The sequence below is a fragment of the Geobacillus sp. Y412MC52 genome (genome assembly GCF_000174795.2).
Lineage (GTDB): Bacteria > Bacillota > Bacilli > Bacillales > Anoxybacillaceae > Geobacillus > Geobacillus thermoleovorans.
In genome coordinates this window covers 222,168-236,157 of record NC_014915.1, presented here as the reverse complement: position 1 = coordinate 236,157, position 13,990 = coordinate 222,168, and the positions used below count along the sequence as shown (strand labels likewise).

Annotated in this window: 12 protein-coding genes and 1 pseudogene; 2 read left to right on the top strand and 11 right to left on the bottom strand. The window is 52.6% G+C overall.

The genetic code is table 11. The features are described from left to right. Positions 1–72: 72 nt before the first annotated feature. The 3 genes from alr to acpS all read right to left on the bottom strand — a co-directional run bounded on the left by alr (position 73) and on the right by acpS (position 2,958). Positions 73–1,227 carry an alanine racemase gene (gene alr, locus GYMC52_RS01265; RefSeq protein WP_013522801.1) on the bottom strand — a complete coding sequence of 385 codons (1,155 nt, stop codon included), beginning with the start codon at positions 1,225–1,227 and terminating at the stop codon, positions 73–75. 248 nt (positions 1,228–1,475) lie between these two features. After that, the gene (locus GYMC52_RS01260; RefSeq protein WP_013522800.1) at positions 1,476–2,489 is read right to left on the bottom strand and encodes a LolA family protein; all 1,014 of its coding nucleotides are present in this window, start codon (positions 2,487–2,489) and stop codon (positions 1,476–1,478) included. Positions 2,490–2,568: 79 nt separating this feature from the next. Further along, a complete protein-coding gene (gene acpS, locus GYMC52_RS01255) occupies positions 2,569–2,958 on the bottom strand; it encodes a holo-ACP synthase (protein ID WP_011229738.1) in 390 nt (129 codons plus the stop codon). Between the two features lie 113 nt (positions 2,959–3,071). On the opposite strand from acpS, the gene GYMC52_RS01250 reads away from it, so the two are divergent. Continuing rightward, entirely contained in the window at positions 3,072–3,689 is a 618-nt protein-coding gene (locus GYMC52_RS01250) for a rhomboid family intramembrane serine protease (protein ID WP_013522799.1), read from the top strand. Between the two features lie 11 nt (positions 3,690–3,700). Here GYMC52_RS01250 and GYMC52_RS01245 read toward each other — a convergent pair whose 3' ends face one another. The 7 genes from GYMC52_RS01245 to GYMC52_RS01215 all read right to left on the bottom strand — a co-directional run bounded on the left by GYMC52_RS01245 (position 3,701) and on the right by GYMC52_RS01215 (position 11,190). Then, the gene (locus tag GYMC52_RS01245; protein WP_396231437.1) at positions 3,701–5,065 is read right to left on the bottom strand and encodes a DEAD/DEAH box helicase; all 1,365 of its coding nucleotides are present in this window, start codon (positions 5,063–5,065) and stop codon (positions 3,701–3,703) included. A gap of 99 nt (positions 5,066–5,164) precedes the next feature. Continuing rightward, positions 5,165–5,887: an alpha/beta hydrolase gene (locus GYMC52_RS01240; protein ID WP_013522798.1), complete on the bottom strand. Its 723-nt coding sequence runs from the start codon at positions 5,885–5,887 to the stop codon at positions 5,165–5,167. Between the two features lie 72 nt (positions 5,888–5,959). Beyond that, positions 5,960–7,336 carry a UDP-N-acetylmuramoyl-tripeptide--D-alanyl-D-alanine ligase gene (locus GYMC52_RS01235; protein WP_013522797.1) on the bottom strand — a complete coding sequence of 459 codons (1,377 nt, stop codon included), beginning with the start codon at positions 7,334–7,336 and terminating at the stop codon, positions 5,960–5,962. A 6-nt stretch (positions 7,337–7,342) separates the two neighbouring features. Continuing rightward, a complete protein-coding gene (locus tag GYMC52_RS01230) occupies positions 7,343–8,446 on the bottom strand; it encodes a D-alanine--D-alanine ligase (protein WP_013522796.1) in 1,104 nt (367 codons plus the stop codon). 253 nt (positions 8,447–8,699) lie between these two features. Continuing rightward, positions 8,700–9,842 (bottom strand): MGDG synthase family glycosyltransferase, encoded by a 1,143-nt coding sequence (locus tag GYMC52_RS01225; RefSeq protein WP_013144038.1) that lies wholly within the window; start codon positions 9,840–9,842, stop codon positions 8,700–8,702. Positions 9,843–9,854: 12 nt separating this feature from the next. Next, entirely contained in the window at positions 9,855–10,451 is a 597-nt protein-coding gene (locus GYMC52_RS01220; protein WP_013522795.1) for a DedA family protein, read from the bottom strand. A 10-nt stretch (positions 10,452–10,461) separates the two neighbouring features. Then, positions 10,462–11,190, bottom strand: a complete 729-nt coding sequence (locus GYMC52_RS01215; RefSeq protein ID WP_013144037.1) for a polysaccharide deacetylase family protein — start codon at positions 11,188–11,190, stop codon at positions 10,462–10,464. A gap of 378 nt (positions 11,191–11,568) precedes the next feature. Between GYMC52_RS01215 and GYMC52_RS01210 the strand changes: the two genes are divergently transcribed. Beyond that, positions 11,569–12,642 (top strand): undecaprenyldiphospho-muramoylpentapeptide beta-N-acetylglucosaminyltransferase, encoded by a 1,074-nt coding sequence (locus GYMC52_RS01210; protein ID WP_013522794.1) that lies wholly within the window; start codon positions 11,569–11,571, stop codon positions 12,640–12,642. A 638-nt stretch (positions 12,643–13,280) separates the two neighbouring features. Here GYMC52_RS01210 and GYMC52_RS18160 read toward each other — a convergent pair. Beyond that, positions 13,281–13,979 (bottom strand): annotated as a pseudogene (locus GYMC52_RS18160) (IS1634 family transposase); the annotation flags it as partial. Between the last annotated feature and the right edge of the window lie 11 nt (positions 13,980–13,990).

The window sequence follows — 13,990 nt, the reverse complement described above, 5'->3', positions numbered from 1 at the left end:
TTAAACAACGGCGCTGCAAAGTCATTTCTCCATTTTCTATCCTTTGTCTTCCGAAGCAGATTATGCATCGCTTCATCCGCGGCCAACGGCGTTTCTCACTTCCATTATACGCTTATTTCGGAAAAAAATACGGGGCACCCGGTAGCTGATCGTGCACGGCACTTCATAATTGATTGTGCCCAAATGGCGGGCGACATCATCGATGGAAATGACTTCGTCCCCTTGGCGGCCAATTAATGTCACCTTCGTCCCGACAGGCAGCGGCTCCGGCAGGCGGATCATGCATTGGTCCATGCAGATACGGCCGACGATCGGCGCCCGCTGCCCGCCAACAAGCACATGAAAGTGCTGCAACCTTCGCAGCCAGCCGTCCGCATAACCGATTGGAATCGTGCCGATCCACTCTTCCGTCTGCGCGGTGTACGTCGCACCGTAGCTCACCTTTTCGCCTGGTTGCAGTTTTTTGACGTGTACAAGGCGGCTATGGAGCGAAAACGCCTCTTTCAATTCGTACGGGAGGAGCGGCTTGATGTCCGGCGATGGGGCGAGCCCGTACATCGAAATGCCAAAGCGAACCATGTTGAACGCTCGATCGGAAAAACGAAGGGCCGCCGCGCTGTTGGCGCAATGAACGAGCGGCGGCCGCGACGGCAGCCAGTCAAGCATATGCAAAAAGCGGGCGTATTGATAAGAAAAGTAATCCGTATTCACTTCATCAGCGGTCGCAAAATGCGTATACACCCCTTCAAGCACAAAGGGCGGATGGCGATCGATCAAGGCCGCTATTCGCTTTGTCTCCTCTTCGTCTTTCACCCCAAGCCGTCCCATTCCCGTGTCCATCTTTAAATGGAAATGAATCGGGGTCGAACCGTTATACAGCGATGACGCCTTCTCGAGCCAATCAGAGCGAAACACGGTTAAGGCGATGCGGTGTTCGGCGGCCAACGCCACATCCTCGGGACGAGACGCCCCAAGCACTAAAATCGGGGCATCGATGCCTTTTTTTCGTAAGGCAAGCGCCTCGTCCAAAAAGGCGACGGCCAAGCGGGAAGCGCCCGCTTCGAGCGCCGTTGCCGCCACTTGGGCATCGCCGTGCCCGTAGGCGTTCGCCTTGACAACGGCCATAATTTGCGTACCCCCCGGCAAAAAGCGGCGCAAATTCGCGACGTTGTCGTAAATGGCGTCCAAATCAATTTCCACCCACGTATCGCGGTGAAACTCGTCCATCCTCTCTCGCTGCCTTTCTAGTCATAGCCAGTTTGAAAGCGCTTGAATCGATTGGATTCCTTTTTTAGTTTACCATGTTCCTAGGGAAGAAGGAATAGGATGAGCGGCGGAAAAATGAGAAAAACGGCGGAAAACATTGGAGATCGCAACGATTCGTCCACTGGCCTGCCTTCACTGCTTCTGCACAAAAACAAAAAGCAGCTTCTCCGCTTCAACGCGGAGAGCCGCCCGTTTGCAAATCCGCACTGTCATTTTGCCGCTTTTTCTTGCACGGAGCTGGCGACCATCACCATTTCTTCCGGCGTCAAATCGTCCGAGGCGAGCGTAAACTCCGCCCCATTGTACCACCATGTCAACGTTCGGTCGGTGAGGGCGCCAATGGTGAATCCTAAATCAACCGGGTCGCCGTTGACAAGAACTGGAATGCTTGTCGCCGGAAGCACATCCGCTTTTTCTTGCACGAGCGTAAACGATTTTTTGCCGCCAAATGTCATAATGACGCGCGTGCCGTTTTCACCTTTCACTTCTTTTTCCTCAAGCGCTTGAACCCCTTTCGGAAGCTGACTCGGGTACATGACGGCCATCACTTGCTCTTTTCCTTCGGCCATCGTTGGCACCTCAAGACGGGCGCCAGTCATGTTTTTCTTTGTATCAAACGCGTCATCATCAAACTTTTTGTTAAACTCGACGTTGGAAAACTCGACCGTCAACAGCGCTTTCCGGTCCGTATCCATCACTTTGACCGAGACGGGCGCCAAATCTTTTTTGCGCAGTGTAATCTCTTGGGTTGGAACGACTTCGCTGTTCGGGTAGTTCGTTTTCGTCTCAAACACATAGTAATCGTCCGTCGCCTTAAACTTCGCCTTCGAATCGCTCAAAATGTCTTTGACGAGCGATTCGTACAAATACGCTTGGCTGCTGTTTTTCGGCCAATCGCTCACAAACTTGAAGGTTTTGTTGAGCGCCGGCGTGAAGACGAACACCCCTTCGTCATTGCGCAAAATCATTTGGCTTTGTCCTTTGTCGGCGTTTTTCAAGCTGACGCGGTAGTAGGACGGCTGCTTGTGCCACACTTCGACATGATACACTTGCGGCTTTTCCCCGGTGCGGAACGTCATTTTCGCCTCAGCCTGATAGCCCGTCATCTCATCGACCTTTTCATCAAGCGCCTTCAGCACCTCTTCCTGCGATTTCGACCCGCAGCCAGCCAAAGCAAACAGAAAAATGATGCCGACCAACGCCATCAGCACGTTTCTGCCCATCGCTTCAACCCCTTTGCCTCATATATCGATTTCTACCCATGCACTACAATATATGAGACAACTTTCGGGAATATGCAGACTAGCCATGGCAAGCATCAGCCGGCGTCATCGGTCCAAGGCGCTCAATGACGACTTGGGCGACGGCGTAATCGCGGCTATGGGAAATGGACAGATGAACCGTCTCGCCATCGCGGCGGGCAGCAATGCTCGGCTTTCCGTGCTCATCGGAAACGATCTCGATGTCTTGAAACGATAGATGCCGCCCGATCCCCGTTCCGAGCGCTTTGGCGTACGCTTCTTTAGCCGCAAATCGCCCAGCGAGAAACTCTGCCTGTCTTGCGGGCGGCAACTCGCCAAACTGCGCTTTTTCACGCGGCGTCAAAATTCGCTCTGGAAATTTGCGGCTCCGCTCAAGAAGGGAGCGGATCCGTTCCAACTCTACAATATCAATGCCAATGCCGACGATCACTGCTTCCTCACCTATCCTATCCGCCCTGATGGTCCGACAAATTTTTTATGAGAGACCCGCATAAGATGGCTTATAAAAAACGCCCCATTTCCGCGAAGAAGGGAGACCAACCCGTGTTTCAACATGCAAGCGATGTCCGCTCATTTGTCCGCCTTTATCCCGTCGTTGCCGCCTTATTATTGGTCCATATCGCCGCATGGCTGTTGTTTTCTCTTCCCTTGACAGCGCTTGAACCCATTTGGCAATACGCCGTCGGGACGAACGGCGCGATCCGCCATGGAGAGTACTGGCGGCTTGTCAGCCCAATCGTGCTGCATCGCGATTTCCACCATATGGCCGTCAACAGTTTGTCCTTATGGCTGTTTGGCCCCTGGCTGGAGCACGCACTTGGGAAAAGAAAGTTTTTGTTTCTGTATATCGGAGGCGGAATCGGCGCCAATGTCGCCACTTTATTCCTTCTGCCGCCGCTGTACACCCATGTCGGGGCGTCGGGCGCCATTTTCGCCTTGTTTGGCATGTACAGCTACCTCGCCCTATTCCGCCGCGACTTAGTCGCCCCCCGCCACGCCCAGTTGCTGCTTTCGGTCATGGCGGTTCATTTGCTGCTTGGCATCATGACACCAGATGGGAATTTATTGGCCCATCTATTTGGCTTCGCCGTCGGCGGCCTGCTTGCCCCCTTTTTGTTCATCCGCCCCAAGTGGCCGTCGTTTTACATGCCTCGGCTATGAAAAAACGGCGCTTAATGCGCCGTAATCCGCCGTTTCTTCGTCCGGCTGCGGGCTGAGCCGTCCGGGCGGCCGCCCCGTTTTTTCTCCCGCTTGACCGCTAAAGGCGGCTCTTCCGTCAATTGCACCGGCGTCGTATCCGGCTCGCGCGTCAACATTTTCAAGCAGGCAGCGACAATCGTTACCGAATCGTGCTCTTCAAGCAATTCTTCCGCTGCCCGTTTGTAAAATGACAGGTTTTCGGTCTCCACGACGTTGAGAAGCTTTTCGATAGCGATACGCTGTTGGCCTTCGAGCGCCTCATCAAGTGTCGGCGGCTTCATCCGCTCCATTTTCCGCTTCGTCGTCCGCTCAATATGGTGAAGCTGGCCGATCTCCCTTGGAGTGACAAACGTCATCGCCACCCCTGTCTTGCCGGCGCGCCCGGTGCGCCCAATCCGGTGGACATAGCTTTCCGGGTCTTGCGGAATATCAAAGTTGTACACGTGCGTTACGCCGGAAATATCCAAGCCGCGCGCCGCAACATCCGTCGCCACTAAAATTTCAATCGCACCTTCCTTAAACTTGCGCAGCACCGACAGCCGTTTCGCTTGGCTTAAATCACCGTGAATGCCTTCCGCTGCATAGCCTCGCAAGTTGAGCGCCTCCGCCAGCTCATCGACACGACGCTTCGTGCGGCCGAACACGATCGCGAGCTCCGGCGCCTGAATATCAAGAAGCCGCGTCAAAATGTCAAATTTCTTTTTCTCGTGCACTTCTAAGTAGTACTGTTGAATGTTCGGCACGGTCATTTCCTTTGCCTTCACTTTGACAAGTTCCGGCTCGTTCATGAAGCGCTCGGCAATGCGGCGAATCGGATCCGGCATCGTCGCCGAGAACAGCAACGTCTGCCGCTCGGCCGGCACATGGCTTAAAATCGCCTCAATATCTTCGATAAAGCCCATATTGAGCATTTCATCCGCCTCATCGAGAACGACCGTATGCACATGCTCAAGGCGGAGCGTCCCGCGGTTGATATGGTCGATAATACGGCCCGGCGTCCCGACGATCACGTGCGGATGTTTTTTCAAAGCACGGATTTGCCGCTCGATATCTTGACCGCCGTAAATCGGCAAAACGCGCACGCGCTTGACGGCGCCGATTTTGTACAGCTCTTCTGATACTTGGATGGCGAGCTCACGCGTCGGCGCGACCACAAGCGCCTGAATGGCGCCGTTTTTCACATCCACTTTTTCTACGATCGGAATGCCAAACGCCGCCGTTTTCCCCGTTCCGGTTTGCGCTTGACCGATTACGTCTTTATTTTGCAGACTGAGCGGAATCGTCTTTGCTTGAATCGGAGTCGTCTCTTCAAACCCCATCCGCTCGATCGCTTTCATCACTTCTTGGCTTAATCCTAATTCTTGAAATGTCGTCAATGTTATTCAAACTCCTTATAAAAAATCGTCCCTTTATCCGAGAGAAAGGTTTGACAGTTATCATACCATGTTATGCGGTGATTTGCAATGATGGGCATGGGCAGCGCGCAAAAATGTTTCCACCTCAGCAAACAGAACGTGCCGATCGATGCTATGACAAACATGATGGAACGAATTGGGCAAAAGCAACAGCTTTTTTTCCGCCGATCCAATCTGCTCATATAAATAATAGGCGCTTTTTAGCGGCACGATCCCATCTTTTTCTCCTTGCACAATGAGCGCGGGTGCCGCGACGCGCGGAAGTCGGGGACGCACATCGCGAACGAGTTTGCGAAACTCCCTGACAGCTGAAAACGGGGTCGCCATCATTTTGTTTCGATAGCGGAGAAACAGTGGGTGCTCCCGCGCTCCTTTCCATCCATTGGCAAACATCTCGCGGATGTCGCGCCATAATTGGCGCGGGTTGACATAGTAAAACGCAACGCTTAGCAGCACGAGTTTGGCGACCGGGTATTTTTCCGCCAAGTAGACGGCGATCACTCCACCCATTGAAAACCCAATGACATACACCACACTGCAACGGTGATGGAGCGCTAAAAACGCTTGTTCCGCCGCCGCGATCCATTGGTCGTATGTAATTCCTTTCAACCGCAGTTCGCTTCCGTGGCCCGGCAAGGTCGGCGTTTCGATCATCCAATCGGTCCGCTCCCGCAAATAATCGGCCAGCGGCGCCACTTCTTCTGGACTTCCCGTAAACCCGTGAATACATAAACAGCCGATCATCATTTCCACCCCCGCCCGAATGAGAAGCGGCGCCTGTGACGCCGCTTTTCGTTTCTCTCGGGTTGCTTGATGTTACACCCAATATCGAAGCAACTCTTCCAATTTCATGCCGCGCGATGCTTTCAATAAAACAATGTCATCCGAAGTCGCGACGGAACGCACAGCCTCGGCCAACGCTGCTTTATCGTCAAACTCCCTCACCCGTCCATCATCAAAAAATGGGGCGGCCGCCGCGGCGATATGGTGCGCCAGCGGCCCGTAAGTGAACACATAGTCCACCATTCCCGGCCGCAACACCTCCCCGATCTCTCGATGAAACGCCACCTCTTCGTCGCCAAGCTCCAGCATATCGCCCAATACGGCGATTTTTTGCCGATAACCGCTCAATTCTTGAAGAAGCATCAAGGCGGCGCGCATCGATGTCGGGCTAGCATTGTAGGCGTCATTAATGACGGTAAAGCCATATTTCGTCTTGACGACTTCCGTACGCATGCGCGTCACTTGCAGACGGGAGAGGGCCGCATCAATGCCTTCCCAATCGATGCCGAAAAAGCGGGCGACCGCAATGGCGGCGAGCGCGTTGTACACATGATGCTTGCCTAATACCGGCATAAACAGCGTCCGGCCGGGGAGCGCATTGATGACAAACGATGTTCCTCCCGCTTCAATGCGCACATCGGTCGGATAGTAATCGTTCTGTTCGCCCGCCCCGAACGTCACGACATGGCGGGGAAGCGACAGCTTCGGCACGCGCTCCGTCAAGAGCGGCTCATCGCCATGGTAGACGAATAGCCCGTCATGATGCAAACCCGCCAAAATTTCCAACTTCGCCTTGGCGATGCCTTCCCGCGACCCGAGCTCCTGCAAGTGTGCTTCTCCGATATTCGTGATGACCGCTGCGTCCGGACGGGCGATCATGGTCAGCCGCTCGATTTCGCCAAACCCGCTCATCCCCATTTCCACAACGGCCATCTCCGTCCCTTCGTCAAGCGAAAGAAGCGTCAGCGGCACGCCGATGTGATTGTTCAAGTTCCCTTCCGTCTTTTGCACTCGATAGTGGGTTGAAAGCAGCGCGGCAATCATATCTTTCGTCGTCGTTTTGCCGTTGCTGCCAGTGACGCCGATCACCTTCAGTCCAAGCTGCTCGCGGTAGCGGGCGGCGAGCCGCTGCAATGCCAAAAGCGTATCATCCACAACGACCACTGGCACACCTTCCGGCGGCGTTCCTTCCCTTTCCGCCCAGAGTACGGCGACAGCTCCTTTTTGCGCCGCTTCTTGCACGAAATCGTGGCCGTTAAAGGTCGCACCGCGCAACGGAACGTACAAGTTGCCGGCTTGGATCGTCCTTGTGTCGGTTGACACACCGCTTACGACCATATTCTCCCATTCCGGCTTTAAACACTGTCCGTCAGCCATTTCGGCGATTTGCCGCACTGTCCGTTTGATCATCGGCTCTCACCTCTTTTCTTTTTTGAACGTGTACGTGATCGTCTGCTTTTCTTGATGTCGTTCCAATGCGAGCGCGATAAGCCGTTCAATCAGCTCCGGGTACGGCACACCGCTGTGCTGCCAAAGAAGCGGGAACATGCTGTATGGCGTAAAGCCTGGCATCGTGTTCACTTCGTTGATATAAACAGCGCCATCTTCGGCGAGGAAAAAATCGACGCGCGCAAGTCCAGACAAATCCAGCGCCTGAAACGCCGTAATGGCCATTTGTTTGATCGTCTCATACTGTTCTTTCGTTACGTCCGCTGGGATGATCAATTCGGTTTGCCCGTCTTCGTATTTCGCTTCATAGTCGTAAAATTCCTTTTTGGGAACAATTTCGCCAACGACCGAACAAATCGGCTCATCATTTCCGATCACGCCGATTTCAATTTCGCGGCCGACAATCGCCTCTTCAATAATAATTTTTCGGTCATACTGAAATGCCTCGATAAATGCGGCTTTTAAATCGCCGCGCTGCTTGCATTTGGAAATGCCGACGCTCGAACCGGCGTTGGCTGGCTTGACAAAGCACGGGTAGCCAAGCTCTCGTTCGATCCGGTCATACACCGTCTCGCCGCTTTTTTGCCAATCGTACTTCGTCACGGCGATATATTTTGCTTGGCGCAACCCGGCCTGCGTAAACAAGTTTTTCATCATCACCTTATCCATGCCGACCGCGGAAGCAAGCACCCCGTTGCCGACATACGGAATGTTCAATATCTCAAGCAACCCTTGCACCGTTCCGTCTTCACCGTTCGGCCCATGCAAAAGCGGGAAAATGACATCGATCGTTTCCTCGTTTCCTCCCGCAGCCGAATCGGCAGCCGGAACTTGGTTCAAGGAAACCGGAATCAAGGCGGTCGCCGCCGAAGTGAATTGCAGCTGCTTGATTTCCTCGATCGGTCCGGTCAGTTGTTCGCCCTTGATCCATTGACCTTCCGGTGTAATATAAATCGGAATGACATCGAATTTATGAGGATCAATGGCGTTCATCACCGCCATCGCCGTCGACAACGATACTTGGTGCTCCGGTGATTTGCCGCCGTATAACACGCCAACTCTCGTTTTCATCATCGTTCCTCCTCTTTCCTTGGCCATCGTTCCTATTGTAACACGTTTCGCGCCCAACGGTCTGATATTTTATATGTACGATGCAGGTTGTTTCGCCACCCCCCATAAGCGATAAGGAACAAAAAAGTGAGGGTGTCTAAAAAGGTGGTTCTTCTTTCAACAAAGCACAACATATCGTTTTCCAGCATTTGTTTTACACGTATATACAGGAATAAGAAAAGGTGCCCCGACCGTTTTGGGACACCTTCTGTCGCTACGGATGCAACACGCGCCAAGCCATGCGTTGCGGCATGGCCGCTACCACTTCGGCGAGCGCTTCTTGCCCCGTTTTTTCCACGCCGGCAAAATAATCGGACACACGGCGGAAAAACCGGTTTTTCTCCACATCATCCATCAACAAGCGAAGCATGTGCTGCTCGCCGCTTTCTGGCCCGACCAAATGATAAATGAGACCATTTTGCTGTAAATATTGCAAATTGATGCGCTCCTGCCCAGGCAAGCAATCGATCGTAAAAATCGGAATGCGCTTATGAAGCAACTCGCTGACCGTCACCCCGCCTGGTTTCGTAATGACGGCATCCGCCTCTTCATACAGCCGATTCATCTCTTCCGGGTCAGCGATGTATGGAAGCGGCCGGATATGAGGCAGCTGCCAGCTGGCGATTTCCTCGTACAGCTGGCGATTGGCGCCGCACAGCACCGAATAGCGAAACAACGTTGACGTGCGGGCCGCCCGCAAAAACGCCAGCATATTGCCAAGCCCTTGGTTTCCACCGGCGACAAGCACATGAGCAGGCTGCCGCTTGCGTCTCGCTTCCGACCGATTCATAAACACATCGTGCACTGGGATGCCAGTGACGATGATGCGTCCTTTGTCAACCCCGTACTTCGTGATCAGCTCCCATTTCGCCTCTTGATGGGGAACAAAATGATAGTCAATAAACCGTTTCCCCCAGATGCTGTTCATAAAAAAGTCGGTGTAGACATTGACAACTGGAACCGTCAGCACCCGTTTTCGCTTCAGCCGCTGCAAAATGCGCGACGGAAACGAATGGGTGCAGACGATTAAATCCGGCTGTTCTTCTTCCACCATCTTTTTCATTTTGCTTTCAAAATAAGGCAGCCATGGCTCAAACGAAATGAACTCAAACCGGGGCGGCTCTTGGTACATCAGCCTTTTGTACACACGGTGGTACGAAGCAGGATGCGAGCGAATCCAGCGCAAGTAGGCCTCTGACACCATTTTTTCCATCAGTTCATTGCAATAGCTCAAAAAATCGATCTTTTTGCTTTCGACCGCCGGAAACTGGCGGCGCAAAAAATCCATCAACGTATCGGCTACTTTATGGTGTCCCGTATTCATTTGAAACAGCGGCAAAAACAATACTTTCATCATCGATCGCACCCTTTAGCTTTCGAAAGATTTTTTGCGCCTCCGCTGCCCAACCCATGCCGCAAGCAAAAAAAGCAAAAACAACGCCAAACCGGCAAGCGGAAAAGAAATCAGGGGGATATGGATGCGCTGGCCGAGCCAAAGCCCCGCCGCGGTCAACGGAACGGCCCAACCTGCCGTTCCAAGCGCCGACAGCAACAAAAACGGCCCGAACGGAAACCGGCTCACTCCCGCCATATACGGGCAAATTTGCCGCACCCCGGGAGCATAGCAGCCGAATAAAATCCCCCATTTGCCATAGCGGCCAAACCATCGGCGAGCCCGCTCCCAACGTTCAGCCGTAATTCCGACGCACTTGCCGTACTTTTGCACAAACGGCGCCCCCCACCACCGGCCGGCGCCGTATGCCGTCACCATGCCGGCCATCGCCCCGCCCCAGCATGAAGCGAGCGACGGTCCAAGCAGCAACTGCTCCTTGGCAACCATCACGCCGACCAAAAAGAGCAAGCTTTCCTCCGGCGCCGGAATGCCGACAATGCCGCAAAATAAAAATAAAAACAGCATCACATATCCATATGACTGGACATACGGCAACCATACGCTTGTATCCATAGCTCCCCCACTACATCGCCGAGATTTGTGTATTAGTTTGCACATTTCTCAGTTCCGTAATCGTCACCCAACGCATCTTTTTCGCTGCTTCATCCTTAAACAGCAGCTCGAGCGCGGACAACATTTGCTCTGGCGCGCGTTTGTCAGCACCCAACGCATCCCCATTGTCATGAAGCACAATCACCGCCCCGCCGCGTATGGACGAACGCAAGCGGCGGAACAATTCCATTGTACCAATTTTTTCGTTCCAATCGCCAAGAATATGCGACCATAACACCGTTGTATACCGCTTTTGCACGATCGGCGTCCAAGCGTTAAAATGCCCCCACGGCGGGCGGTAATACACCGGGCGTTGGCCCGTCGCCCGCTCAATCGCCGCGGCGGCGCGGCGCACCCCCCAATCCAACCAAAGCGGCGGCAACAGCCAATTGCTGATGTGGCGGTAATTATGAATCCCAATTTCATGGCCTTCTTCGGCCATCCGCCGCACAATATCCGGATAGCGCTCGACTTTGCGGCCGACAACGAAAAACGTCGCCTTCACGCCATATTTCTTTAATAAATCAAGCAACTTTGGCGTATAATACGGGTCGGGGCCGTCATCAAACGTCAGCGCCAGACAATCGGATGCCGTTCCCTCCCGAAACAAACGCACCCGCTTTTTGCGAATGATGATCGTCGGTACAATCCCATAAATGGCAATTCCCACAATGAAACAAACGAACAGCCAAGCCCACATGGCATTCACCTCTTGATTGTACTTTACCAATATTTCTTCTCTCTGAAAATAGAAAAATGAACTTTAATTTTGTTTTACATCCAGCCGATCGTTCGCCACGTTATATCAAAGTCGACTTGTATGGAGATAAAACAGAAACGAAAAATCGAAAATTCTTGATTCCAACTTATATATATTCGAGATCATCACGCTGTAGATGTTTTATCATATAACAAACAAATGAGAAATCGAACAGAAAATCATGAAAATTTCATGCAGACCGTTCAGTTTTCTTACTATACGAAAAGCGCCACCGCTCGGTTTCCTCCCGAAGCTCGGTGGAATTTGCTATAATACATAACGATACACGAGCGATTAAAAAAAGACAGGTGATCCGCATTGCGAAAAAAAATCATCTTAACCGGCGGCGGCACAGCCGGCCACGTGATGGTCAACGTCGCCCTCATCCCGAAATTGAAAGAGCTTGGATGGGATATCGTTTACATCGGATCTCATCAAGGGATTGAACGGGAGATTATCGGCCGCATCGACGGCGTCCCGTACTATTCGGTTTCGACCGGAAAACTGCGCCGCTATTTTGACTGGAAAAACTTTAAAGATCCATTCAACGTGCTGAAAGGCGTTTGGCAGGCGTACCGCCTGATCCAAAAAGAAAAACCGGACGTCGTCTTCTCAAAAGGCGGATTCGTCTCCGTTCCCGTCATTCTCGGCGCTTGGCTGAACGGTGTGCCGTCGGTGATCCATGAATCTGACTTAACCCCGGGGCTTGCGAACAAAATCGCCATGCCGTTTGCGACAAAAATCTGCCTCACCTTCCCGGAAACGAAGCAATACGTCAATGCCGATAAAGCCGTCTACGTCGGCGCCGTCGTCCGCGAAGAGTTGAAGGATGGCAACGCCGAACAAGGGAGGAAGATGTGCCAGTTCGACGGAAAAAAACCGGTCTTGCTGGCGATGGGCGGCAGCTTAGGCTCGAAAAAAATTAACGACGCCTTGCGCGCCAACCTATCGACGCTTCTTGCCGAATTTGACATCATCCACATTTGCGGCAAAGGAAACATCGACCCAAGCCTCGTAGGCCAAAAAGGATACAAACAGTTCGAATACGTCAACGAAGAGCTGCCCCACTTACTCGCCTTGGCCGACATCGTCGTCTCCCGCGCCGGGGCGAACGCCATTTTCGAACTGCTCTCCTTGCGCAAGCCGATGCTGCTCATCCCGCTCTCGAAAGCGGCAAGCCGCGGCGACCAAATCCTAAACGCCCGTTCGTTTGAAAAAGCAGGCTATGCGGAAGTGCTGATGGAAGAGGACTTGACGAACGAAGCGCTGCAAGCCGCCATTCACCGCCTATATGAAAACAAAGACCGCTACCAAAAAAACATGGAGAAAGCCGGCGCGAGCGATCCGCTGCAAACGCTGCTTGCAATCATTCAAGACACCGCCCGTTTGTAAAAACAGGCGATGCCCGATGCGGCCAACCTGTGTCCGTTTTTCGGCATCGCCTCGTTTTGTTTTCATCACCACACAACGAGCCTTCTCTCCTTTACACCGGCTCAAGCCGATCACAATTCATTTAAAATAAATAATAAGGTGTTTTCTGCAAAGAAAAAATACAGAGTTTCGCGACGAAAAGTGCAGAGAATTACAACTTGACATGGAGCCTCTGGGGGGCGTGATTAAAAAGCCAGGAAGCCAGCAATATCAAGGGCTGGCTATGCCTAAAAAGGCTATCACGCCCCCCTCTCCATGTAAAGTTGGCCTAAGCCAAATTCTCTGCAGATATCTGCATTTTTATTTTGCAATAAACATAATAAGGCCGCACAGAAATAATGATGTCTTCTCGATAACTTGTCTATGCGATGGGGCTACACCTAAAGTGATTTGACTGTATTATAACTTATAGTACAGAATAAGAGCAAGAATCTTTTTCCCGAGTTCGACAGTCACTAGGCAAACAAAATGCCTCTCGCCCCTTGATGCAAAAGGGACGAGAGACATTTGAGCACACTTCGAGCGTGTATCTAGGTGCGACGATGGATGCCTGGGATCTTCGGAGGAGGCTCCAGCCCTAGAGCCGCAAGGAATAGCGCTTGTTTGGCCGTCAGTTCGGTTCGTTGATCAAGGTCGCCGTTTTTTGAAGAAAAATGTCCAAGCATGAGACGTTCGCATTCGTCTCTTACTTCCGGCCACGATTCATGAGAAGGTGTCCCAAAAGCTATGGGGCACCTTCTCTCACGCCTGTATATAAGCATGACACCAACTCAGAAAACAGTATGTTGTGCCTCGTGGAAAGGCAAACAACCTTTTAGGACAACCCCCAGCAAGAGAGCCAACCAACTGAGCAGCAGATGCGCCCGGATGCGGTCTTCCAAGCGATGATACATAGGGCGCAGCTCGAGTGTTGATTTCAACGTCCGAAAGGCCTTCTCGATATCCACCAACTGCTTATACCCTATGGCGACATCCTCGGCAGACAAGGTGTCATCGGAGGTTCCGATGAAATATTTGCCATCGTACTTTTCCGCTTCACGAACCGCTTGCTTGTCGATGCGAAGCGTTCCATCCTTCAATTGACGCAAGTATTTTCCGTAGGACGGAGGGGAACGCAGCCGGCAGGTGGCCTTATGATGAGCTTCATTGGGGAGTTGGCGAAGCCCCTCTAACTCCTCTTTCAGCGATTCGAGCAACGTTTCCCGTTCCTTGCGTTGGCGCTCGGCTTCGCTGGGATTATACACGAGAACATAGCGCTGACGCGCTTCTCCGTCGCCTACGATGATTTCTTTGATATGCGAGTCTATAT

Excerpts from the sequence above, each read along its gene's own strand:
- alr (WP_013522801.1), bottom strand. The coding sequence starts at position 1,227 with ATGGACGAGTTTCACCGCGATACGTGGGTGGAAATTGATTTGGACGCC.
- GYMC52_RS01260 (WP_013522800.1), bottom strand. The coding sequence starts at position 2,489 with ATGGGCAGAAACGTGCTGATGGCGTTGGTCGGCATCATTTTTCTGTTT.
- GYMC52_RS01245 (WP_396231437.1), bottom strand. The coding sequence starts at position 5,065 with ATGAAAGCGATCGAGCGGATGGGGTTTGAAGAGACGACTCCGATTCAA.
- GYMC52_RS01240 (WP_013522798.1), bottom strand. The coding sequence starts at position 5,887 with ATGATCGGCTGTTTATGTATTCACGGGTTTACGGGAAGTCCAGAAGAA.
- GYMC52_RS01235 (WP_013522797.1), bottom strand. The coding sequence starts at position 7,336 with ATGATCAAACGGACAGTGCGGCAAATCGCCGAAATGGCTGACGGACAG.
- GYMC52_RS01230 (WP_013522796.1), bottom strand. The coding sequence starts at position 8,446 with ATGAAAACGAGAGTTGGCGTGTTATACGGCGGCAAATCACCGGAGCAC.
- GYMC52_RS01225 (WP_013144038.1), bottom strand. The coding sequence starts at position 9,842 with ATGATGAAAGTATTGTTTTTGCCGCTGTTTCAAATGAATACGGGACAC.
- GYMC52_RS01220 (WP_013522795.1), bottom strand. The coding sequence starts at position 10,451 with ATGGATACAAGCGTATGGTTGCCGTATGTCCAGTCATATGGATATGTG.
- GYMC52_RS01215 (WP_013144037.1), bottom strand. The coding sequence starts at position 11,190 with ATGTGGGCTTGGCTGTTCGTTTGTTTCATTGTGGGAATTGCCATTTAT.